Below are 20,611 nucleotides of genomic sequence, written 5' to 3'. Positions count from 1 at the left end.
CTATTTCGCCCTCAAATACACGCCGATCGCGCTGTTTCGTTCGATTTCTGCAGTCCCGAAGGTGCAGAAGGATTGCGGGTCGTCGTAAGAGACCCCGTTGCTCTTAAGAAGGGCCTCGCCGCGTTTCCTCATGCGGGCCTTTTCTTCGTCAGAGCGGATGTAGGTTTTGATCTCGTCGCGGGAGTAGCCCATTTTTTGGGCCTTGCGACCAAGCGACCACAAGTCGGACACCGCTTTGAGTGTGCGGGCGTCAATGGTCGGACATTGTTCGGAGACCTCATAGGCCACAACGCCCCAGAAAATCTGATCGTCGATTTCCTTGACCTCGCGCAGAGGCGGTTTGGCCAATGCAGCGCCAGCCGTCAGGGTCAGGATCAAAGCCGTTTTCGTCAGATGTTTCATGCGATCACTCCTTTCGCGCGTGCGGGCGACATGCCCGCATGGCAAAGGGAGGCCTCAAGACCACCTGATAGGCAATAACAGCCCGGATATGCGACGCAGCTGATCATAGCGGACGGCAGATCCCTTCCAGCCGGAGCACGTCGTCAACCGGCACCGTGGCTTCATTCTCCGGGCCGACAACCCACTCAATCCGAGAGGTGCCGTATTCCGCGATACAATATCGTGTGCCTTCGTACCGGCCTGCTTCACGGGCGGCGGCCAGATCCTGATTGGCGCCTTTCACGTTCACGAAGAAACGATCACGCGCGTCTTTAGACACTTCGTCGGACTTGGACTGAAAGTGGATACCATTAAAGGCGAACTGGTCGTCCTTGTTGCGGTTGGTACAGGCCGTCAGCGCCAATCCGGCACAAGTCACAAGAATGAGGGTGCGAGCCATCATGTCAGATCACTCCGCCGCCATGGCGCCCATGCGCCCGGTTTTGTTGGCTTTGATCCGGTCTTCGATTTCTTCACGGAAGTTCTTGATCAAACCTTGGATCGGCCATGCGGACGCGTCGCCAAGGGCACAGATGGTGTGGCCTTCGACCTGTTTGGTGACATCAAACAGCATGTCGATCTCTTCGATCTCTGCCTCGCCGCGCACCAGACGGTCCATGACGCGCATCATCCAGCCGGTGCCTTCGCGACAGGGAGTACACTGGCCGCAGCTTTCATGTTTGTAGAATTTGGACAGGCGCCAGATTGCTTTGATGATGTCGGTTTGCTTGTCCATGACGATCACGGCGGCGGTGCCAAGGGACGAGCCCACATCGCGCAGGGCGTCAAAATCCATCACGGCATCGCGCATGTTCTCGCCGCGCACGCAAGGCACGGAAGACCCGCCCGGGATGACAGCAAGAAGGTTGTCCCAACCGCCACGAATGCCACCGCAGTGTTTTTCGATCAGCTCTTCAAAGGAGATCGACATTTCTTCTTCGACCACGCAGGGGTTGTTCACATGTCCCGAGATGCCAAAGATCTTGGTGCCCGCATTGTTCGGGCGGCCAAAACCGGCGAACCATTCGGGGCCGCGGCGCAGGATGGTTGGCACAACGGCAATGGATTCCACGTTGTTCACGGTGGTCGGGCAGCCATAAAGACCTGCGCCCGCCGGAAACGGTGGCTTCATGCGCGGCATGCCTTTTTTGCCCTCAAGGCTTTCGATCAGCGCGGTTTCCTCGCCGCAGATGTAGGCCCCTGCCCCATGGTGCAGGAAGAGGTCAAAGTCCCAGCCGGAGCCAGCGGCGTTTTTGCCCAGAAGACCAGCGTCGTAACATTCGTCGATCGCGGCCTGCAGAGCTTCACGCTCGCGGATGTATTCGCCGCGGATGTAGATGTAAGAGGTGTGTGCGTTCATCGCGAAAGAGGCGATCAGCGCACCCTCGATCAGGGTGTGCGGATCATGGCGCATGATCTCGCGGTCTTTACAGGTGCCGGGCTCGGATTCATCGGCGTTGATCACGAGGTAGGCGGGGCGCCCGTCGCTTTCTTTGGGCATGAAGGACCACTTGAGACCCGTCGGGAAGCCCGCACCACCGCGACCACGCAGGCCTGACGCCTTCATGTTCTCGATAATCGAGTCCCGCCCCATCTGGATCAGCTTGGCTGTGCCGTCCCAGTGGCCGCGTGCTTTGGCCCCTGCCAGCGTGCGGTCGTGCATGCCGTAGAGGTTGGTAAAGATACGGTCCTGATCTTTGAGCATCCCGTTACCCTTTGTTTTCTGTCGGCCACGCTTTGAAGGCCAGTACGTACAGCGAAATAAAGTTTACCAGAGGAACCAACATGAGAAGTGACAGCCAAGGAGAATGACCGGTCCGCTTCCAAAGCTTCCAAAACGGGATAACCAAAACTGCTACGTAGACCAAAATTAGGATCAACCCTGGAAGACCAATGTTGTTCATTCTTCGTTACCCTTCGTCTGTCCGGCGCGCGCGCCAGATCTGATAAATATTGACCATCGCCCAAATCAGCGCGGCCAGAGCGGCAAAATCGAACAAGAGCGCAAAGCGCCCCGGCAATCCTGCCGCCCTTCCTATTACATTGAGAGCCAGCCAGATCAGGATGGTGCCGGCAATTACCAGCGACACCGTTCGGCCCCTACGAGCCAGTTCCTGATCCTTCGTCCCTCCACTCATTCCTCAGCCCTCAGCCCGATGCGAGCTTTTTGGCTTGTTCCACCCAACCGTCACGTTCAATGCGGCCTTTGAATGACAGCTTGTCATCCATATCCGCAATGTCTTGCGAACCCCATGCGGCGATCTGCGCAAAAGTGGTCACACCGGCAGCGTGCAATTTCTTTTCCAACGCGGGGCCAACGCCTTTGAGTAGCTTAAGGTCATCCGCGCCACCGGATGAGGCGGGCGCTTGTGCTGCGGCTTTGGCCTTCGCGGGCGCGGCCTCGTCAGCCGGTTTTTCGTACTTCCACGCGCCTTTGCGTTCAGCCAGTTCTTTTTGACCCGGCAATTCGGTGGAGGGTTTGATAATTGGCTCTGCCCGCTCGGTCGGCGCATCAGCTGCCATTGCCGCGTTGGCGTCGGCAGCGGCCTCGTCTGCGGCAGCTTCAGCTTCGGCTTGCGCCTCGGCGGCCGGTGCTGCGGGCTCAGCGGCAGGCGTTGGCGCGCTGGCAGGTGCGGAGGCGGGAATGGACGCGGGCGCTTCGGCCACGGCGCAGAAGGTTTTCACCATCCACATGCCCAGAAGAACAACCACAACAACGGCGAAAATCAACGCGAGGACGCCCCAAAGGATCCCTTTGAGCACCATAAACGCGATCAAGCCGACAATCGCGGCGATCACCCAACACACAAGCGTGCAGGTTGTATTCTTGTTTTCCGTGGCCATTTTCCGTCTTTCCCTCCGTTGATCTTACTTGTTTATTCAGCGTCCTTTGCGCGCTTGGAGAATTCTGTGTCTCCGCCTTCGGCCAACAGTTTTGACTGTTCGACCCAATTGTCTCGTTCGATGCGGCCCTTGAACGACAGTTTGTCGTCCATGTCCGCGATGTCTTCTGCGTTCCAGGCTGCAATCTGGGCAAAGCTGGTCACACCGTTGTCGTGCAACTTCTTCTCAAGCGCGGGCCCAACGCCCTTGAGTAATTTGAGATCGTCTGCGCCGGCTTTGGCTTTGGCTGCCTTCTTGGGTGCGGCCTTTTTGGCGGGAGCTTTTGTCTCCGCCTTCGGCTTCTCGGCTTTCGCCTCTGCCTTCTTGGCGGCTTTCTTTGGCTTCTCGTCTGCCTTGGTTTTCTTCGCCTCGTCCGCCTGTTTCACAGCCGGTTTCGGGGCCGGTGCGGGCGCTGGCGGATTGGCGGCAGCTTCGCGGCCCGCGACTTTGCCGTCCTTGCCCACCCACGGGGTCAGGATCGGAACTTCGGTGCCGTCGATACGCTTGATGGAGTCACCCAGATCCGCCGCCAGTTGCGCGGAGGCGTTGTATTGCGTGTGACCGCTGTCGAAATCCTTGAGCGTGGTCAGCCCCGACAGGGGCTCAGACGCATAGCGGCCATTTTGCGGACCGGGCAGCGGCACCTTGCCTGCGGCCATGTCATCGAGCATCTTGCCAAAACCTTCGGCGGTCAGATCCTCAAAGTAGTCCTTGCCGATCTGCGCCATGGGCGCGTTGGTGCAGGCACCGAGGCATTCGACCTCTTCCCAAGAGAACTTGCCATCCGCAGACAGGGTGTGCGGCTTGTCGGCGATCTTTTCGCGGCAGACTGCAATCAGGTCTTCCGCGCCGCAGATCATGCAGGACGTGGTGCCACAAATCTGGATATGCGCAACAGACCCAACCGGTTGCAGTTGGAACATGAAGTAGAATGACGCCACTTCGAGGACACGGATATAGGCCATGCCCAGCATGTCGGCGACCGCTTCGATTGCGGGTTTGGACAACCAGCCTTCCTGTTCCTGTGCGCGCCACAAAAGCGGGATCACAGCCGAGGCCTGACGGCCTTCGGGGTATTTGGTGATCTGCCCTTCCGCCCATGTCTGGTTCGCGGCGGTGAAAGCAAAGCTTTCTGGCTGTTCATGATACAGACGGCGTAGCATCTCAGGCGGCTCCGTTACTTAGTTCGGTCCACGCTGCAACGGCGGCCACAAGAGCGGCAGCCACACCGGCAGCGGTGTGTTTGATGTGAGGATGGCCCGCACGGGCATAGATCACCCCGTCGGCAAATCCCATGAAGGAAAACGCCACGAATAGCACGGCGATAACGCCCGCGTCGCCGTGCCAAGCAGCGGCGAGCGACAGAAAGACAAAGGACACATAGCGGTCTGTCATGACCTGCGGCAATTGTTCGGAGCGATGGGTCGCGGACTTCATGCCGGCAACAGGGTCACGCCAAAAGGTAAAGGCCAGAATGCCTGTCACCACAGCGCCCCCGAGGCAAAGCAGAATTGTCAGCGTGCCCATATCCATCAGCGGTCGATCTCCCCGAACACGATGTCCATGGTGCCGATGATGGCCGCCACGTCAGCGAGTTGGTGGCCGGTTGCGATGTGATCCATCGCCTGAAGGTGCAGATAGCCCGGTGCGCGCAGTTTGGCGCGGTAAGGTTTGTTGGAGCCGTCCGCCACCATGTAGACGCCAAATTCGCCTTTTGGCGCTTCGACGGCGGCGTAGACCTCGCCTTCGGGCACGTGGAAGCCTTCGGTATAGAGCTTGAAGTGGTGGATCAGGCTTTCCATCGAGGTTTTCATGTCGCCGCGTTTGGGCGGAGTCAGCTTGCCACGCGACAGCACGTCGCCGGTGGCCTCGCGCAGTTTGTGGATCGCCTGACGCATGATCGAGAGCGACTGGCGCATCTCTTCCATCCGCATCAGGTACCGGTCATAACAGTCGCCGTTTTTGCCAACCGGGATCTGGAACTCGAACTCGTCATAGCATTCGTATGGCTGCGCGCGGCGCAGGTCCCATGCGAGGCCCGCCGAGCGCGCCATGACGCCGGACATGCCGTATTGCAGAACATCATCCTCGGTCACAACGCCGATATCGACGTTGCGCTGTTTGAAGATGCGGTTTTCGGTCAGCAGATCGTCGATGTCCTGAAGAACCTCGGGGAACCCGATGGCCCACTCTTCGATGTCGTCAACCAATTCATCGGGCAGATCCTGATGCACACCGCCGGGGCGGAAGTAGTTCGCGTGCAAACGCGCGCCACAGGCCCGTTCATAGAAGATCATCAGCTTTTCGCGCTCTTCAAAGCCCCAAAGCGGCGGGGTCAGCGCGCCAACGTCCATCGCCTGTGTGGTGACGTTCATCAGGTGGTTCAGGATGCGGCCGATTTCGCAGAACAATACACGGATCAACTGCGCGCGGCGCGGCACCTCGGTGCCGGTCAGCTTTTCAATCGCAAGACACCATGCGTGCTCCTGATTCATCGGCGCCACATAATCAAGGCGGTCCAGATACGGCAGGTTTTGCAGGTATGTGCGGCTTTCCATCAGCTTTTCGGTGCCACGGTGCAGCAAGCCGACGTGCGGGTCGCAGCGTTCGACGATCTCGCCGTCGAGTTCGAGAACCAGACGCAGAACGCCGTGGGCCGCAGGGTGCTGTGGGCCGAAGTTGATGTTAAAGTTGCGGATTTTCTGTTCGCCGCTCAGCGCATCCACGCTGCCGTCATCAAATTTGGAACCGTCCATTTATCGTTTCCTCATTTCCGTTGCGGGTGCTTGCACGCCATGTGCGGCAGCGACCGTCAGTCTTCGCTTGGCTTTGATCATGACACAGCCCTCAGCGATTGTTGTTCAAGTACCAGATCCGTGTGCCAGTTGGCTGGCAAACGGTCCCTATAGTTTTCCGCAACCTTCTCATAGACCTTGCGGAAGAGAGTGGCGAGTTTGTCAAAGGCTTCGGTCGGGATGGTCTCGGCCTTGCCCTTGCGGATGCGCGCAGCGTAGTCGCCAGACACAAACGACACCCCGAGAAAATCACATAGACGCTTCATAGAGGCGTCGGTGAACAGATCTTCGTAAAACAGGACAAGAACCTGATCGTCGGGCACGGCACACCGCAGATTGTGCAGGGTTCGTTGATACATCGAGCGCTGCATAATGTGGCTTTGACGCCCGTCAACCAACAGATCAACCAGTTCCATCTCAGTACGCTCGATCTGTTTTTGCGACTTGAGGAACTGGCGGTGCATTTTGATCGCAGACCATGTTCGTTCGATCGGATCGCGCATGATAAACAGGAACTTCGGCTTGCCAGGCAAAGACGCCATATCGGCAAAAGCCGCTTGTTTCAGCACGCTGTAGCACGGGGTGATATCGGCAACCACGGGCTCGTCCTTGCGACCTGCGGTGACAAGCTGCTGATAGGCGGAGTGGTTTTGCGAGGAGTCCTCGTGCATGGCCACCAGTGCGCGCAGCGCTTTTTTGGACCCGTCATCTCCGGGTTGCTTGGTTCGAAACGTATTGGCCATCAGCGCACCCAGAGGGCGGGATTCCGCGGCGTCCAGAGACCGCCGGCGGTTCTTGGCAAATCCGGTCTGTTTCGGGTCGTGCAAAACGTTGAAATAGTGCACCTCTTTCACAGAGGGCACATGAATTTCTGGATGTTTTGCACAGTAGTCATAAAGCCAGGTTGTCCCGGCTTTTTGCGCCCCAATGCAGAAGAACCAAGTCGGGGTGTCAGGCATTGCCGTCCCCTGACTTTTCATCCCCGGGCAGGATGTAGTTGGCACCCTCCCAAGGCGACATGAAATCAAACTGGCGGTAGTCCTGCGTCAGTTGCACAGGTTCATAAACCACGCGCTTCTGCGCCTCATCATAACGCACTTCGGTGTAACCCGTTGTCGGGAAATCCTTGCGCAGCGGGTGGCCGCGGAAGCCATAGTCCGTCAGCAAGCGGCGCAGATCCGGATGGTCGGAGAAGATAATGCCGAACATGTCGAAAACTTCGCGCTCAAACCAGTTGGCAGAGGGGTGAACCTCGGTGATCGACGGGACCATCTCGTCCTCGCGCACAGCCACACGCAGGCGCACGCGCTGGTTTTGGTACATGCTGAGCAGGTGATAAACCACGTCAAAGCGTTTCGCGCGCTCGGGGTAGTCCACCGCCGTCACATCCACCAGCGTGGAGAAACGGCAGTTGGCGTCCGATTTCAGAAACTCGATGAAGCCCGCGATATTGGCGGGCGTCACGTCGATGTTCAGCTCGCCAAAGGCCACATCCCACGACAAAACACAGTCCGGGCGCTTAAGTTCGATATGGGCGCCGAGTTCGTTCAGTGCGTCACTCATGTCTCAATCGCCCCCGTTAGCGTTCAATGGTGCCGGTGCGGCGGATTTTGCGCTGCAACTGCAACAGACCGTAAAGCAGCGCCTCAGCCGTCGGAGGGCAGCCTGGCACGTAGATGTCGACAGGCACGATGCGGTCACAGCCGCGCACCACGGAGTAGCTGTAGTGGTAGTAACCACCGCCGTTGGCGCAGGACCCCATGGAGATCACATAACGCGGCTCGGGCATCTGGTCATAAACTTTGCGCAGCGCAGGCGCCATTTTGTTGGTCAGGGTGCCGGCCACGATCATCACGTCGGACTGACGCGGGGAAGCGCGCGGGGCAATACCGAAACGCTCGGCGTCATAGCGCGGCATGGAGGTGTGCATCATCTCAACCGCGCAGCAGGCCAGACCAAAGGTCATCCAGTGCAGCGAGCCGGTGCGGCCCCAATTGATCAGGTCTTCTGCATTGGTCAGCAGAAAGCCTTTGTCCTGAAGCTCTGTATTGATGGCCTGAGTGACCACTTCACGATCAACACCTGCGGTGTTCGCGCCTGTCATCACTCCCATTCCAGAGCTCCCTTCTTCCATTCATAGGCAAAGCCGATGGTCAGAACCGCGAGGAAGACCATCATCGACCAAAAGCCTACCATGGAAATGTCCTTGAACCCTACGGCCCATGGGAACAGGAAGGCAATTTCGAGGTCGAAAATGATGAACAGGATGGAGACGAGGTAGAACCTGACGTCAAATTTCATCCGCGCATCGTCAAAAGCATTGAAACCACATTCGTACGCACTCACCTTTTCAGGATCGGGATTGCGTACGGCCAAAACAACTGCGGCGAGGATGAAAACAAGGCCTAGTGCGATTGCGACGGCCAAGAAGATGATAATGGGGAAGTACTCCCGAAGCATCTCTTCCAATGGTAGCTCCTTTCATGCACCCGCAAGTCGGGGCAGTCAGCTGGCTGTAGTAGGTCTTTGAGCGGTTTACCTGCGGGCCTTGTCGGGGTCAATAAGTACGGGTGTCGCAGCTTTGCCTGCGAAACCGGCGTTTTTGCTTATTTTTCAGGTGTTTTGGCTCATTGTATATGAATGTGTACCACGCCTTTTGTCGGTTTTTTTTGTGCGTGTCTCTTGAAGCCGGGTCAATGTGTCCATTGATTCCACAGTTGGCTTTCCCAAGAGATTCCATCAGTTATCCCGCCCGCTGTTCCGACCGGAGCCGTGCGTGCCGCGCAAAAACGGGCCAGACCTCTTGGCCCGACCCGCTTTCCGAAGCGCGATTGGCTGGCTTAGCCTTTGACCCATGGGGCCTTTTCTTTGGCAAAGAAAGCACCGATGCCGTCTTTGGCTTCCTGCCCTTCCCAGCAAGCGACCAGTTCGCCAATGGTGTGGTCGATGACGGCGTCGTCGATGATCGGACCCAGCGCGCGGGTCAGTGCCTTGGCCCGCGCCACGGCTTGCGGTGCGCAGGCGAGGTAAGGCATGACTTCCGCTTCGACCGCCGCGTCGAGGTCCTCAGCAGGCACAGCCTTGGCCAGTAGGCCCAGTGTCACCGCCTCGGGCGCCTTGAACAGGCGCGCCGACATAAAGACGCGCCGCGCCATGGCCTCCCCCATACGCGACAGCACATAAGGGCCGATGGTGGCGGGGATCAGGCCGAGTTTGGTCTCGGTGAGGCCCATGGTCAGGGTGTCGACGCCTATGGCCACATCGCATACGGACGCCATGCCAACACCGCCACCAAAAGCGTTGCCCTGCAATTTGCCGATCAGCGGCTTGGGCATTGTGTTGAGCGCCTGAAGCGCTTCGGCCAGTTTGCGGGCCTCCACAAAGCGGGTTTCGCTATCGGCCGCCATCTGGGCCTGCATCCAGCCAAGATCGCCGCCCGCGCAAAAGCTTTTGCCAGCGCCCGTCAGCACCACAACGCGTACGGTTTCGTCCATGCCCAGTTGTTCGGCAGCCTGCTTGAGTTCGGCAATCATCGCGCCGGACATGGCGTTGTGTTTTTCCGGACGGTTCAGCGTCAGGGTCGCCACGCCGCGCGCGTCTGTATCAATGCTCAGGGCTTCAAACATGGTCTTATCCTTCTACGCGCATGGATCGCGCCATCTCTGCGGCCTGCGTCAGAATTTCTGTGTTCAGGCCAGTGTCATAGCCCAGTTCAACCAGCCGCGCGTTCACTGCTTCGGTCGCGACGTTGCCTTTGGCCCCCGGTGCATAGGGGCAGCCGCCAAGGCCGCCAACAGCGGCGTCAAACACCCGCACGCCAAGGGCGAGCGAGGCTTCGATGTTCGCCAAAGCCCGGCCAGCGGTGTCGTGATAGTGGCCTGCGAGCTTGTCGGCAGGCACCACATCCAACACCGCCCTAAGCATCGCGGTGATGGTTTCCGGCGTCCCCTGCCCGATGGTGTCGCCAAGACTGATTTCATAGCAGCCGGCGTCGAACAGATGTTTGGCGACCTCGGCGACTTTTTCGGGCGGAGTTGGTCCGTCGTAGGGACAGTCCGTGACGCAGCTGACATAGCCGCGCACCGGCAGGCTGATGGATTTGGCCGCCTCCATGATTGGCACAAAACGCTCAAGGCTTTCTGCAATCGTGGCGTTGATATTGGCTTTGGAAAACCCTTCGCTGGCTGAGCCGAAAATCGCGATCTCGTCGGCCTTGGCCGCCACCGCCCCGTCAAAGCCGCGCATGTTGGGGGTCAGGGCGGCATAGCTGACGCCGTTGGCGCGGGTGATGCCCGCCAGCACGTCGCCGCTGTCGGCCATTTGCGGCACCCATTTGGGGCTGACGAAACTGGCGACCTCGATGCGTTTAAAACCGGCCTGGCTCAGGCAATCCACAAGCCCGATTTTCTCGGCTGTGGGGATCTGGCGTTTTTCGTTTTGCAGCCCGTCGCGCGGGCCCATCTCGAAGATTTCGACATATTCGGACATGCTCAGCCCTCCGGCAGGTCGTAAAAGTCTTGGGTGTAAAATTGCTGCGGACCTTCGGCGGCTTCTGCGGCCTGATAGGCCTCGCGGGCCTTCAGACGAGCAAGATAGGCTGCGGTCATGGGGAAGCCATCAAACCGCACATAGCGCGATGCGCTTTCGAGCGTGAAGCCCATCATGACGTCTGCGGCCGAAAACCCGCTGGTGAGAAGATGGTCGCGTCCGTCTTGCAACGCCGCCTCGACAGCCTTGAGGGCAATCGCCAGACGTTTGGTTTCGATCCCCATCACGGTCGGCGATTTCATCCAGTCCTTCGGCAGAAAAAGGTGCTGCATGTTGAGGTTCTGAATTCCTGCCCCAAGCGTTTCCGCATAATGCAGCCATTGCAGCCAGTCGGCACGCTCGGCGCTGTCGATCGCGGGCATCAACGTGTGGCCGGAGCGGGTTTCGCACAGGTATTGCACAATCGCGCCGCTCTCATAGAGCACACGCCCGTCAATTTCGAGCGCGGGCACGCGGCGAGCGGGGCTTTTGGTCTTGAATTCAGGACTTTGCAAAGAGCCGTCGGTGATCGCGTATGGCACGATTCCCACCGGCACCCCAAGTTCATGCAGCAGCCAGTTCACCCGAAAGGACCGGCTGCCTGCGATGGAATGAAGAGTGGCCATCAGGCCTCCTCCTCGTCCTCAAGGCGGATCAGGGCCGCGCCGTCTTCGACCTGTGCCGCCTCGGATGTCAGCACCTCTGCCACCACACCGTCACGCGGCGCCAACAGAGAATGCTCCATTTTCATGGCCTCCAGAATGGCAAGGCGGTCGCCTTTGGACACCACTTGGCCCGCTTCGGCAAAGACGGCCTTCACCAGCCCCGGCATGGGGGCCGCGATCACGTTGCCGCCTGCCCCTTCGGCGTCTTCACGCACCAGCGGGTCAACCACATGGAAGCGGTAGCCGTTGCCCCAGAACACGGTCAGCTCATCGCCGTTGCGGGCGGTGCGGGCGAGCACTTTGGTGGTGTCGACCCACCATGCGCCGCCCTTGTAGGTGACGTGATGCTGCGCCTCACCAAGATCGACGGTGAAATCGGCGGTGTCATGTACGGTGACGCGTGCGGTGATGGCCTCCTCATTGTGCGTGAGGTCGATCACATGGGTCATCGGCGACCAGAGCACCAGAATGGGCTTGGGCGCGCCGTTGACCATCTCCATCAGGCCCATCGCGGTCAGCGCCGCCACCGAGCGTGCCTTGGTGCAGGCCACGGGCTGTGCGGCGAGCGCGTCGATGTGGCGTTCAATCAGGCCGGTGTCCACATCACCTGCGACGAAGTCTGGTTGAGCGGCCAGCAGCGCGAGGAAGCTCACGTTGGTCACGGTGCCGCCGATATCGGTAAACCGAAGGGCGCGCTCCAGTTGCTTGAGCGCCACCTCGCGGGTGGGTCCGTGCACGATCAGCTTGGCAATCATAGGGTCGTACCAGGGGCTGATCGTGTCCCCGTCACGGACGCCGCTGTCGATGCGGGCCTGAGCGGGAAATTCGAGATGCGAAAGCGTACCGGTGGCAGGCAGGAAGCCTTTGGGCACGTCTTCGGCATAGATACGCGCCTCAAAGGCGTGGCCGGTGATGGTCAACTCGTCCTGCTGTTTGGGCAGGGTTTCACCGGAGGCCACGCGCAGTTGCCATTCAACCAGATCAACGCCGGTGATGGCTTCGGTCACGGGATGCTCCACCTGCAGGCGGGTGTTCATTTCCATGAACCAGAACCCATCAGTGCGCAGCCCGTCGGAGCCGTCCACGATGAATTCGATGGTGCCTGCACCTTTGTAGTTGATCGCCTCCGCTGCACGCACCGCGGCGTCGCCCATGGCGGCGCGCATCTCGGCGGTCATGCCGGGGGCTGGCGCTTCTTCGATGACCTTCTGGTGGCGACGTTGCAGGGAGCAGTCGCGCTCAAACAGATGCACGGCGTTGGTGCCGTCGCCAAAGACCTGAACCTCGATATGGCGCGGGCTGGTGACGTATTTCTCGATCAGAACATCAGGGTTGCCAAAAGCTGTGGTCGCCTCGCCCTGAGCGCTGGCAAGTGCATCGTCGAAATCCGCAGGGGCTTCAACAAGGCGCATGCCTTTGCCGCCACCACCTGCAACGGCTTTGATCAGCACGGGATAGCCGATTTTCTCGGCCTGCTCTGCGAGGAACGCGCCGTCTTGGTTTTCGCCGTGATAGCCTGGCACGACCGGCACATTGGCCTCTTCCATCAGGACCTTGGCCGCGTCCTTGAGCCCCATGGCGCGAATGGCTTTGGCGGAGGGGCCGATGAAGGTCAAACCTGCGGCCTCGACAGCCTCAACAAACTCGGGGTTTTCCGACAGGAAGCCGTAACCCGGATGGATACCCTGCGCGCCGGTGTCCAGCGCGGCCCGGATGATCACGTCGCCTTTGAGGTAACTGTCCGCAGGTGCCGCGCCACCGATGTGCACGGCCTGATCGGCCAGAGCCACGTGTTTGGCGGTCGCGTCTGCGTCGGAGTAAACCGCGACGGTTTTGACACCCATCTCGCGGGCGCTTTCGATCACGCGACAGGCAATTTCACCGCGGTTGGCGATTAGGATTTTTTCAAACATCGGGTGCGTCCTTTTGTTGAAGCGTCGGTGCGGGGGCTGCCTGCCCCCGGACCCCCGGGAGTATTTTTGCAAGAAAGAAGATCACATCCGGAACACGCCGAATTTGGTCTCCTCGATTGGTGCGTTGAGACTTGCCGACAGGCTCAGGTGCAGCACGTCGCGGGTTTTGCGCGGATCGACAATGCCGTCATCCCACAGGCGGGCGGAGGCATAAAGCGGGTGGCTTTGTTCCTCGAACATATCAAGCGTGGGCTGTTTGAAGGCGGCCTCTTCATCAGCCGACCATTCCCCGCCTTGGCGCTCAATAGAGTCGCGTTTCACGGTGGCGAGAACGCCTGCCGCCTGTTCGCCGCCCATCACCGAGATGCGGGAGTTGGGCCACGTCCACAAGAAACGCGGGCTGTAGGCGCGACCGGCCATGCCGTAGTTGCCAGCGCCAAAGGAGCCGCCGACCAGCATGGTGATTTTTGGCACTTTGGTGGTTGCCACGGCGGTAACCATCTTGGCGCCGTGGCGCGCGATGCCTTCGGCCTCGTATTTGCGGCCGACCATAAAGCCGGTGATGTTTTGCAGGAACACCAGCGGGATGCCGCGTTGCGAGCAAAGCTCAACAAAATGCGCGCCTTTGGCAGCGCTTTCGGAATAGAGCACGCCGTTGTTGGCGATGATGCCGACGGGGCAGCCTTTGACGTGGGCAAAGCCACAGACCAGCGTTTCGCCGAAGCGTTTCTTAAACTCGTCAAAGCGTGAGCCGTCCACAACACGCGCGATGACCTCGCGAATGTCATAAGGCGTGCGCAGGCCGCCGGGGACCACGCCGAGGATTTCTTCGGGATCGTAGGCAGGCTCTTCAGGCGTTTGCCAGTCAACCGTTGTGGGTTTGGTGCGGTTCAGGTGGCGCAGTGCGTCGCGGGCCAAAGCGAGCGCATGGGCGTCATCATCGGCCAGATAGTCGGCCACGCCGGAGAGGCGCGTGTGGACGTCGCCGCCGCCGAGGTCTTCGGCTGACACAACTTCACCGGTCGCGGCTTTCACCAGAGGTGGACCCGCAAGGAAAATGGTGCCCTGTTCTTTGACGATGATGGTCACGTCTGACATGGCAGGTACATAGGCGCCGCCGGCGGTACAGGATCCCATGACCACGGCGATCTGCGGGATGCCTTTGGCGGACATGTTGGCCTGGTTAAAGAAGATGCGGCCAAAGTGGTCGCGATCCGGAAAAACCTCGTCCTGCTGCGGCAGGTTCGCGCCACCGCTGTCCACAAGGTAGACACACGGCAGATTGTTCTGCTCGGCGATCTCCTGTGCGCGCAGGTGCTTTTTCACCGTCATTGGATAGTAGGTGCCGCCTTTAACGGTGGCGTCGTTGCAAACCACCATGACCTCTTGGCCATGAACCTGACCGATGCCGGCCACTGCCCCCGCACAAGGGGCGGCTCCGTCGTACATGCCGTGCGCGGCCGTGGAGCCCACTTCGAGAAAGGGTGATCCCGGATCAAGCAAACCAGCCACACGATCGCGCGGCAACATTTTGCCCCGGCTGAGGTGGCGGGCGCGGGATTTCTCCCCGCCGCCTTGTGCCGCGCTTTGTGCGGCCTCGCGCACGGTCTCGATCATCTCCAGATGCGCCGCACGGTTGGCGGCGAAATCATCAGAGCCGGTCATGACCTTGGACTGAAGTTTGCTCATCGTAGGTTCCGTTTCTTATTCAATCAAAGCCACAGCTTCGAGGTAAAAGACCTGTTCTGCGGTCAGATAGAGGTGACAGGATTGCACTTCGGGTGCATCGGGTTGGCCTGTGACCCAAAGGGTTTGCTCAAAGGCACAGGTGTCGGCGCGGTACTGCTTCCAGCTGTCCTGCGCTTTCAATAGCGCACCGGCCTGATCGCGGGGCTGCATGCTCATGTGAACCGCGTCGTCGTCTTTGCCCTTGGCCCGATCAAGCACCAGCGCAAAAGCCACCGTCAACCGCGTGTCCCAATAGGCGATCTCAGAAGCCATGCAGGTGGCCTCTTCGCTGTCTTGCGCACAAGCGCGGGCGGAGGCTCCAACGCAGACGCGTTTGTCGGTTTTCCGATCAACACCGGCAAGACAGGCCTCGGTTTCGGCGGGAGAAAAATTGTCCTGCGCAAAAGCGGCGGTGCTCAGAACGAGGGCTGGAAGAAAGGCAAAAAGGCGCATCAGTTTACTCCACAATTGAGTCAGCTTCGAGGTATAGCGCTTGTTCTGCGGTCAGATAAACCAAACAACTGAGCGTCGCCGGACCGCCGCCGGTTCCGCCGCCCCAGTGAGAGCGTTCATAGGCGCAAGAGGCATCGCGGTAAGCGATCCACGCACGTTGCATAGCCAATAAAGCATCGGCCTGTTTGGGCGCAGAAGAGCCGATGTCAGCCAGTTCCTTGTCCGTTTTGCGGCGCATGTCGCGCACATGGATGTAGGCGGTGTTCAGCCGAGCATCCCAGTATTCGTATTCCTTGTTCAGGCAAGCCCCCATGCCGACCGTTGACCAGCCGCCTGGCGTGTCTTCCATGCAGGCGTTGGCAGAATGGCTGATACAACTGCGCGGACTTTGGTTTTCGGACAGTGTGGACAGGCAATTCAGCGTGGCGTCCATCGAGAACGTCACCTCTTGCGCCGAGGCTGTCGCCCCTACCGCTGCAAACACCGATGCTGTCAAAAATTTCCACATACCAAAGTCTCCAAATCGATTTTGAGGGCAGCTTAGCGGCGCGGAGCGCGCGCCCCTACCCTCAAAACCAATTCATCCTCAGCTTTGCGCGCCCATCAGTTCACGACCGATCAGCATACGACGGATTTCTGAGGTGCCTGCGCCGATTTCCATCAGCTTGGCATCGCGGAAGATACGGCCAACAGGGTTGTCCGACAGATAGCCCGCGCCACCGAATGCCTGCACCGCCTGATGGGCCTGGGTCATGGCGACCTCGGATGCATAAAGACAGCAGGCAGCGGCGTCCTGACGGGTGATCTGACCGTTGTCACAAGCCTTGGCGCATTCATAGACATAGGCACGCGCAGAGTTCATTGCGGTGTACATGTCGGCGATCTTCGCCTGCATCAGTTGGAAGTTTCCGATTGGCTGGCCGAACTGCTTGCGCTCCACCATGTAGGGCATGACCTCATCCAGACAGGCGGCCATGATCCCAGTGCCGAGACCCGCCAGAACCACACGCTCATAGTCCAGACCGGACATGAGAACGGCGACGCCGTTGCCCTCTTCGCCAAGGATGTTCTCAAACGGCACTTCGACGTCTTCAAAGATCAGTTCGGCAGTGTTGGAACCGCGCATGCCCAGCTTGTCAAAGTGGGGGCTGGTGGAGAAGCCCTTCATCTCTTTTTCGATGAGGAAGGCGGTGATGCCACGGGAGCCTGCGTCCATATCGGTTTTGGCGTACACCACCAGAGTGTCCGCATCAGGGCCGTTGGTGATCCAGTATTTGTTGCCGTTCAAAACAAAGCGGTCGTTTTTCTTTTCGGCCCGCAGTTTCATCGACACAACGTCGGAGCCGGCAGAGGGCTCGGACATCGCCAGAGCGCCGACATGTTCACCGGACAAAAGGCGCGGCAGGTATTTCTCTTTCTGCGCCTGATTGCCGTTCAGTTTGATCTGGTTGACGCAGAGGTTGGAATGCGCGCCGTAGGACAGAGCCACAGAGGCCGACGCCCGCGCGATTTCTTCGCAGACGATCACATGCGCCAGATAAGACATATCCGCGCCGCCGAATTCCTCGGGCACGGTCACGCCCAAAAGGCCCAACTCGCCGAACTCTTTCCAAAGCTCGTTCGGGAATTCGTTTGTCTGGTCGATCTCAGCGGCCATCGGTTTGATGCGCTCTTGTGCAAAGCGGTGCACCATCTCGCGCAGCGCGTTGATATCTTCGCCCAGGTCGAAATTCATCGAGTGCATGAACATCTGTCCGCTCCTCCGGTTATTGAACAGTTGTTCATATAATTAGAGCGAGTCGGATTTTCGATCAAGCTGTTTTGCTTTGACGCGGGGTCCGCAGAAACGCAGAAACAGGAAACGCGCAGGCAAACCTGCGCGTTTCCTGTTGTTTCCCAGTGACTTGGATCAGCCGTCCTGCATCACGCGCTGGCGTTGTTTGCCCAGCCCAACGATGCCCAATTCCATCACATCGCCTGCTTTGAGAAAGCGCTGAGGCGTCATGCCCATGCCCACGCCCGGCGGTGTTCCAGTGATAATCACATCACCGGGATGCAGGGTCATCATATGGCTGAGGTAGCTGATCACATGGGCCACACCAAAGATCATCGAGGATGTGCTACCTGTCTGCATCCGCTCTCCGTTGAGGTCGAGATGCAGCCCAAGGTCTTGTGGATCAGCCACCTCATCCGGTGTTACCAGCCATGGGCCAAGCGGGCCGAACGTGTCACAGCTCTTGCCTTTGGTCCATTGTCCGCCGCGTTCAATCTGATAGGCGCGCTCGGACACGTCGTTGGCCACACAGTAGCCCGCTACATGATCAAGCGCGTCTGCCTCAGCGACGTATTTGGCCGACTTGCCGATCACCACACCGAGTTCGACCTCCCAGTCGGATTTCTCAGAGCCGCGCGGCAGGATCACCGGATCGTCGGGGCCGACGATGGCGCTGGTGGCCTTCATAAAAAGGATCGGCTCTTCGGGGATCGGCATACCCGCCTCTTCGGCGTGATCGCTGTAGTTCAGCCCGATACACAGCAGCTTGCCGACCTGCCCCACCGGCGCCCCGATACGGGGGTGATCGTCCACCAGCGGCAATGTCTCGGGATCAACCTTTGGCAGGTTTGCCAGCACGTTACCCGCCAGGTCATCCACCACACCGCTCAGGTCACGAATGCGGCCCTCACTGTCCAAAACACCAGGCTTTTCCGCCCCCAAATCGCCATATCTCAGATACCGCATGATCCCTCTCTTTCTCTTGCCCCCATGCTACCCACTGACACGGGAGGTGCAACCGCCCCTTGAAGCTCCCTGCCCTCTCTGCCTATCTGTTGGAAAATGAGTTTCCCCTTCAAAGGACGTCCGATGTTCAATCTGCCCTTCCCCGTTTTTGATGCCAATGCCAGCGGCGCCTCAGGCGCATTTGGTGATCTGCCCGAATGGGATCTGTCCGATCTCTATGCCGGGGACGATGCGCCCGAGTTGCTGAAGGATCTTGAGTGGCTTGAAGGCGAATGTGCAGCTTTTGCCAGCGACTATGAAGGCAAGCTCGCCGATCTGGACGCTGCAGGTTTGCTGGAATGCGTGCAGCGCAACGAGAAGATTTCGCAGGTGTCGGGACGCATCATGTCCTATGCAGGTCTGCGGTATTATCAGCTGACCACGGACGCCGAGCGCGCGCAGTTCATGGCCAACATGCAGGAAAAGCTGACAAATTTCTCCACGCCTCTGGTCTTTTTCACGCTGGAGCTGAACCGTCTGGAAGACGATGCGCTGACCACAGCCTTTGCAGAAAACGCCGATCTGGCACGGTATGAGCCGGTGTTCCGCCGCATTCGTGCAATGAAACCGCATCAGCTTTCGGATGAGTTGGAGAAGTTTCTGCATGACCTTGGCGTTGTGGGCGACGCGTGGGAGCGGCTGTTTGACGAGACCATTGCCGGCCTGACCTTTGATATCGACGGTGAGGAACTTAACATCGAAGGCACGCTGAACTTCCTGACCGATCCGGACCGCAGCAAACGTGAGGCCGCCGCGCGTGAAGTGGCGCGGGTGCTGGGCGAGAACGTCAAGATTTTCAGCCGGGTGCACAACACCGCGGCCAAGGAGAAAGAGGTGATCGACCGCTGGCGCAACATGCCAAGCGCACAGGCCGGTCGCCACCTGTCCAACGATGTGGAGCCCGAAGTGGTCGAAGCGCTGCGCGATGCTGTGGTTGCGGCTTACCCGAAACTGAGCCACCGCTATTACGAGCTGAAACGCAAATGGCTGGGGCTGGACGTGATGCAGGTCTGGGACCGCAACGCGCCGCTGCCAATGGAAGACCCGACCACCGTGGACTGGGAGACCGCGCGCGCGACCGTGATGGACGCCTACAACGCCTTTGATCCACGCATGGGCGAGATTGCCGAGCCGTTTTTCACCAAAGGCTGGATTGATGCGGGTGTGAAACCGGGCAAGGCGCCGGGCGCTTTTGCGCACCCGACGGTGACCAATGTGCACCCCTATGTGATGCTGAACTATCTTGGCAAACCGCGTGACGTGATGACGCTGGCGCATGAATTGGGCCACGGCGTGCATCAGGTTTTAGCGGCAGAACAGGGCGAGATGCTCTCGTCCACTCCGCTGACACTGGCGGAAACGGCGTCGGTGTTTGGCGAGATGCTGACCTTCCGCGCGATGCTGGACAAGGCCGAAACCCAAGAGCAGCGCAAGATCCTGCTGGCGGGCAAGGTTGAGGACATGATCAACACGGTTGTGCGCCAGATCGCGTTCTATGACTTTGAATGCAAACTGCACGCCGCGCGGCGCGAAAGCGAGCTGACGCCTGAGGACATCAACGCGCTTTGGATGTCGGTGCAGGCCGAAAGCCTTGGTGAGGCGTTTGAATATATGGAGGGCTATGAGACCTTCTGGGCTTATATCCCGCACTTCGTGCATTCGCCGTTCTACGTCTATGCCTATGCCTTTGGCGACGGCTTGGTGAACGCGCTTTATGCGGTCTATGCCGAAGGCGGCGAAGGCTTTGAGGACAAGTATTTCGACATGCTCAAGGCGGGCGGGTCGAAACACCATTCCGAGTTGCTGGCACCGTTTGGCTTGGACGCGTCTGACCCGAAATTCTGGGACAAGGGTTTGTCGATGATTTCTGATATGATCGACGAGTTGGAAGCGATGGAGTGAGCCGCCTAAAATAGCCGGGCGGCTCTACTGCCCTTTTCGGCGACAAAAGGTCCGCCGCAAGTCATGAAAAAAGGCGCCACCTCAAGACAGGTGGCGTCTTTTTCTATTTCTGGAGATCGCCGACAATTCCTACCGCGTCAATCACAGTCGTGAGGTCGTCGGAAACTTCCAAAATATCGTCTCCAACGCGAATATAGCGATTGCCCTTACCTGGAGGTTTCAACTTCCATCCTGACAAATCGCCAATGTCATTCCACTTGAGATCCGTGGGCAGTTTCGCCCCTCGCGTGTATCTTTTGATTTGGCCAGGAGGGATCTTTTTGGCCTTGCTCTTATCGACCTGAACCTTTGCACCGCCGCCTTTACCGACTTTATCCTTGGCGTAGACATCGCTGGACACGCCTCCCACGAAAAGAAGCGCGGCGACGGCGGCCAAAGTTTGAAATAGTTTGCCCACAAGTTATTCCTCCCGAATGCACTTTATGGATGAGCAACACTCTTACACAGAACAATCCAATTCCAAAA

The 20,611-nt window shown here is 59.0% G+C and carries 23 protein-coding genes; 1 reads left to right on the top strand and 22 read right to left on the bottom strand.

Annotated elements, in window-relative coordinates; translation table 11 throughout:
- The 21 genes from BM069_RS01550 to BM069_RS01445 all read right to left on the bottom strand — a co-directional run bounded on the left by BM069_RS01550 (position 1) and on the right by BM069_RS01445 (position 18,145).
- Positions 1-402, bottom strand: a complete 402-nt coding sequence (locus tag BM069_RS01550) for a DUF5333 domain-containing protein (protein WP_093319408.1) — start codon at positions 400-402, stop codon at positions 1-3.
- Between the two features lie 103 nt (positions 403-505).
- Positions 506-844 (bottom strand): hypothetical protein, encoded by a 339-nt coding sequence (locus BM069_RS01545; RefSeq protein ID WP_093319406.1) that lies wholly within the window; start codon positions 842-844, stop codon positions 506-508.
- A 6-nt stretch (positions 845-850) separates the two neighbouring features.
- On the bottom strand, positions 851-2,146 hold the full coding sequence (gene nuoF, locus BM069_RS01540) for an NADH-quinone oxidoreductase subunit NuoF (protein WP_093319403.1): 1,296 nt from the start codon (positions 2,144-2,146) through the stop codon (positions 851-853).
- 205 nt (positions 2,147-2,351) lie between these two features.
- On the bottom strand, positions 2,352-2,579 hold the full coding sequence (locus BM069_RS01530; RefSeq protein WP_093319398.1) for a DUF5337 domain-containing protein: 228 nt from the start codon (positions 2,577-2,579) through the stop codon (positions 2,352-2,354).
- Positions 2,580-2,589: 10 nt separating this feature from the next.
- Positions 2,590-3,285 (bottom strand): endonuclease, encoded by a 696-nt coding sequence (locus tag BM069_RS19965; protein ID WP_244503494.1) that lies wholly within the window; start codon positions 3,283-3,285, stop codon positions 2,590-2,592.
- Between the two features lie 32 nt (positions 3,286-3,317).
- The gene (locus BM069_RS01520) at positions 3,318-4,487 is read right to left on the bottom strand and encodes an NADH-quinone oxidoreductase subunit E (RefSeq protein WP_093319396.1); all 1,170 of its coding nucleotides are present in this window, start codon (positions 4,485-4,487) and stop codon (positions 3,318-3,320) included.
- 1 nt (position 4,488) lies between these two features.
- Positions 4,489-4,857 (bottom strand): hypothetical protein, encoded by a 369-nt coding sequence (locus BM069_RS01515; protein WP_093319394.1) that lies wholly within the window; start codon positions 4,855-4,857, stop codon positions 4,489-4,491.
- Entirely contained in the window at positions 4,857-6,080 is a 1,224-nt protein-coding gene (locus tag BM069_RS01510) for an NADH-quinone oxidoreductase subunit D (protein ID WP_093319392.1), read from the bottom strand. The genes BM069_RS01515 and BM069_RS01510 overlap by 1 nt, the downstream gene beginning before the upstream one ends.
- A 77-nt stretch (positions 6,081-6,157) precedes the next feature.
- Positions 6,158-7,078: a sulfotransferase family protein gene (locus BM069_RS01505; RefSeq protein WP_170846647.1), complete on the bottom strand. Its 921-nt coding sequence runs from the start codon at positions 7,076-7,078 to the stop codon at positions 6,158-6,160.
- Positions 7,071-7,682, bottom strand: coding sequence for an NADH-quinone oxidoreductase subunit C (locus BM069_RS01500; RefSeq protein WP_093319387.1), 612 nt, complete (start codon positions 7,680-7,682; stop codon positions 7,071-7,073). The genes BM069_RS01505 and BM069_RS01500 overlap by 8 nt, the downstream gene beginning before the upstream one ends.
- Before the next feature lie 16 nt (positions 7,683-7,698).
- The gene (locus tag BM069_RS01495) at positions 7,699-8,232 is read right to left on the bottom strand and encodes a NuoB/complex I 20 kDa subunit family protein (protein WP_170846646.1); all 534 of its coding nucleotides are present in this window, start codon (positions 8,230-8,232) and stop codon (positions 7,699-7,701) included.
- On the bottom strand, positions 8,223-8,588 hold the full coding sequence (locus BM069_RS01490) for an NADH-quinone oxidoreductase subunit A (protein WP_093319385.1): 366 nt from the start codon (positions 8,586-8,588) through the stop codon (positions 8,223-8,225). The genes BM069_RS01495 and BM069_RS01490 overlap by 10 nt, the downstream gene beginning before the upstream one ends.
- Positions 8,589-8,959: 371 nt before the next feature.
- A complete protein-coding gene (locus tag BM069_RS01485) occupies positions 8,960-9,745 on the bottom strand; it encodes a crotonase/enoyl-CoA hydratase family protein (RefSeq protein ID WP_093319382.1) in 786 nt (261 codons plus the stop codon).
- A gap of 4 nt (positions 9,746-9,749) precedes the next feature.
- The gene (locus BM069_RS01480; protein WP_093319380.1) at positions 9,750-10,607 is read right to left on the bottom strand and encodes a hydroxymethylglutaryl-CoA lyase; all 858 of its coding nucleotides are present in this window, start codon (positions 10,605-10,607) and stop codon (positions 9,750-9,752) included.
- Positions 10,608-10,609: 2 nt separating this feature from the next.
- A complete protein-coding gene (locus BM069_RS01475) occupies positions 10,610-11,272 on the bottom strand; it encodes a glutathione S-transferase family protein (protein WP_093319377.1) in 663 nt (220 codons plus the stop codon).
- Positions 11,272-13,224, bottom strand: coding sequence for an acetyl/propionyl/methylcrotonyl-CoA carboxylase subunit alpha (locus BM069_RS01470; RefSeq protein ID WP_093319375.1), 1,953 nt, complete (start codon positions 13,222-13,224; stop codon positions 11,272-11,274). The genes BM069_RS01475 and BM069_RS01470 overlap by 1 nt, the downstream gene beginning before the upstream one ends.
- Before the next feature lie 81 nt (positions 13,225-13,305).
- On the bottom strand, positions 13,306-14,913 hold the full coding sequence (locus tag BM069_RS01465; protein WP_212611502.1) for a carboxyl transferase domain-containing protein: 1,608 nt from the start codon (positions 14,911-14,913) through the stop codon (positions 13,306-13,308).
- A 15-nt stretch (positions 14,914-14,928) separates the two neighbouring features.
- On the bottom strand, positions 14,929-15,405 hold the full coding sequence (locus BM069_RS01460; protein ID WP_093319372.1) for a lysozyme inhibitor LprI family protein: 477 nt from the start codon (positions 15,403-15,405) through the stop codon (positions 14,929-14,931).
- A 4-nt stretch (positions 15,406-15,409) separates the two neighbouring features.
- Positions 15,410-15,913 carry a lysozyme inhibitor LprI family protein gene (locus BM069_RS01455; protein ID WP_093319370.1) on the bottom strand — a complete coding sequence of 168 codons (504 nt, stop codon included), beginning with the start codon at positions 15,911-15,913 and terminating at the stop codon, positions 15,410-15,412.
- Between the two features lie 78 nt (positions 15,914-15,991).
- Entirely contained in the window at positions 15,992-17,155 is a 1,164-nt protein-coding gene (locus BM069_RS01450) for an isovaleryl-CoA dehydrogenase (RefSeq protein WP_093319367.1), read from the bottom strand.
- A 159-nt stretch (positions 17,156-17,314) separates the two neighbouring features.
- Positions 17,315-18,145 (bottom strand): fumarylacetoacetate hydrolase family protein, encoded by an 831-nt coding sequence (locus tag BM069_RS01445; RefSeq protein ID WP_093319365.1) that lies wholly within the window; start codon positions 18,143-18,145, stop codon positions 17,315-17,317.
- Positions 18,146-18,268: 123 nt separating this feature from the next.
- On the opposite strand from BM069_RS01445, the gene BM069_RS01440 reads away from it, so the two are divergent.
- On the top strand, positions 18,269-20,086 hold the full coding sequence (locus tag BM069_RS01440) for a M3 family oligoendopeptidase (RefSeq protein WP_093319362.1): 1,818 nt from the start codon (positions 18,269-18,271) through the stop codon (positions 20,084-20,086).
- Positions 20,087-20,189: 103 nt separating this feature from the next.
- On the opposite strand, the gene BM069_RS01435 is transcribed toward BM069_RS01440, so the two are convergent.
- Positions 20,190-20,543, bottom strand: coding sequence for a hypothetical protein (locus BM069_RS01435; RefSeq protein ID WP_093319360.1), 354 nt, complete (start codon positions 20,541-20,543; stop codon positions 20,190-20,192).
- Positions 20,544-20,611 lie beyond the last annotated feature (68 nt).

The sequence above is a fragment of the Shimia haliotis genome, assembly GCF_900114415.1.
Lineage (GTDB): Bacteria > Pseudomonadota > Alphaproteobacteria > Rhodobacterales > Rhodobacteraceae > Shimia > Shimia haliotis.
This window is presented reverse-complemented; position numbering and strand designations above follow the sequence as displayed.

What these genes read in the sequence shown, in the direction of transcription:
- BM069_RS01500 (WP_093319387.1), bottom strand. Translation starts at nt 7,682, where the DNA reads ATGAGTGACGCACTGAACGAACTCGGCGCCCATATCGAACTTAAGCGC.
- BM069_RS01515 (WP_093319394.1), bottom strand. Translation starts at nt 4,857, where the DNA reads ATGGATATGGGCACGCTGACAATTCTGCTTTGCCTCGGGGGCGCTGTG.
- BM069_RS01505 (WP_170846647.1), bottom strand. Translation starts at nt 7,078, where the DNA reads ATGCCTGACACCCCGACTTGGTTCTTCTGCATTGGGGCGCAAAAAGCC.
- BM069_RS01520 (WP_093319396.1), bottom strand. Translation starts at nt 4,487, where the DNA reads ATGCTACGCCGTCTGTATCATGAACAGCCAGAAAGCTTTGCTTTCACC.
- BM069_RS01460 (WP_093319372.1), bottom strand. Translation starts at nt 15,405, where the DNA reads ATGCGCCTTTTTGCCTTTCTTCCAGCCCTCGTTCTGAGCACCGCCGCT.
- BM069_RS01450 (WP_093319367.1), bottom strand. Translation starts at nt 17,155, where the DNA reads ATGTTCATGCACTCGATGAATTTCGACCTGGGCGAAGATATCAACGCG.
- BM069_RS01550 (WP_093319408.1), bottom strand. Translation starts at nt 402, where the DNA reads ATGAAACATCTGACGAAAACGGCTTTGATCCTGACCCTGACGGCTGGC.
- BM069_RS01485 (WP_093319382.1), bottom strand. Translation starts at nt 9,745, where the DNA reads ATGTTTGAAGCCCTGAGCATTGATACAGACGCGCGCGGCGTGGCGACC.
- BM069_RS01440 (WP_093319362.1), top strand. Translation starts at nt 18,269, where the DNA reads ATGTTCAATCTGCCCTTCCCCGTTTTTGATGCCAATGCCAGCGGCGCC.
- BM069_RS01530 (WP_093319398.1), bottom strand. Translation starts at nt 2,579, where the DNA reads ATGAGTGGAGGGACGAAGGATCAGGAACTGGCTCGTAGGGGCCGAACG.
- BM069_RS01445 (WP_093319365.1), bottom strand. Translation starts at nt 18,145, where the DNA reads ATGCGGTATCTGAGATATGGCGATTTGGGGGCGGAAAAGCCTGGTGTT.
- BM069_RS01475 (WP_093319377.1), bottom strand. Translation starts at nt 11,272, where the DNA reads ATGGCCACTCTTCATTCCATCGCAGGCAGCCGGTCCTTTCGGGTGAAC.
- BM069_RS01510 (WP_093319392.1), bottom strand. Translation starts at nt 6,080, where the DNA reads ATGGACGGTTCCAAATTTGATGACGGCAGCGTGGATGCGCTGAGCGGC.
- BM069_RS01495 (WP_170846646.1), bottom strand. Translation starts at nt 8,232, where the DNA reads ATGGGAGTGATGACAGGCGCGAACACCGCAGGTGTTGATCGTGAAGTG.
- BM069_RS01455 (WP_093319370.1), bottom strand. Translation starts at nt 15,913, where the DNA reads ATGTGGAAATTTTTGACAGCATCGGTGTTTGCAGCGGTAGGGGCGACA.
- nuoF (WP_093319403.1), bottom strand. Translation starts at nt 2,146, where the DNA reads ATGCTCAAAGATCAGGACCGTATCTTTACCAACCTCTACGGCATGCAC.
- BM069_RS01470 (WP_093319375.1), bottom strand. Translation starts at nt 13,224, where the DNA reads ATGTTTGAAAAAATCCTAATCGCCAACCGCGGTGAAATTGCCTGTCGC.
- BM069_RS01545 (WP_093319406.1), bottom strand. Translation starts at nt 844, where the DNA reads ATGATGGCTCGCACCCTCATTCTTGTGACTTGTGCCGGATTGGCGCTG.
- BM069_RS01480 (WP_093319380.1), bottom strand. Translation starts at nt 10,607, where the DNA reads ATGTCCGAATATGTCGAAATCTTCGAGATGGGCCCGCGCGACGGGCTG.
- BM069_RS19965 (WP_244503494.1), bottom strand. Translation starts at nt 3,285, where the DNA reads ATGGCCACGGAAAACAAGAATACAACCTGCACGCTTGTGTGTTGGGTG.
- BM069_RS01465 (WP_212611502.1), bottom strand. Translation starts at nt 14,913, where the DNA reads ATGAGCAAACTTCAGTCCAAGGTCATGACCGGCTCTGATGATTTCGCC.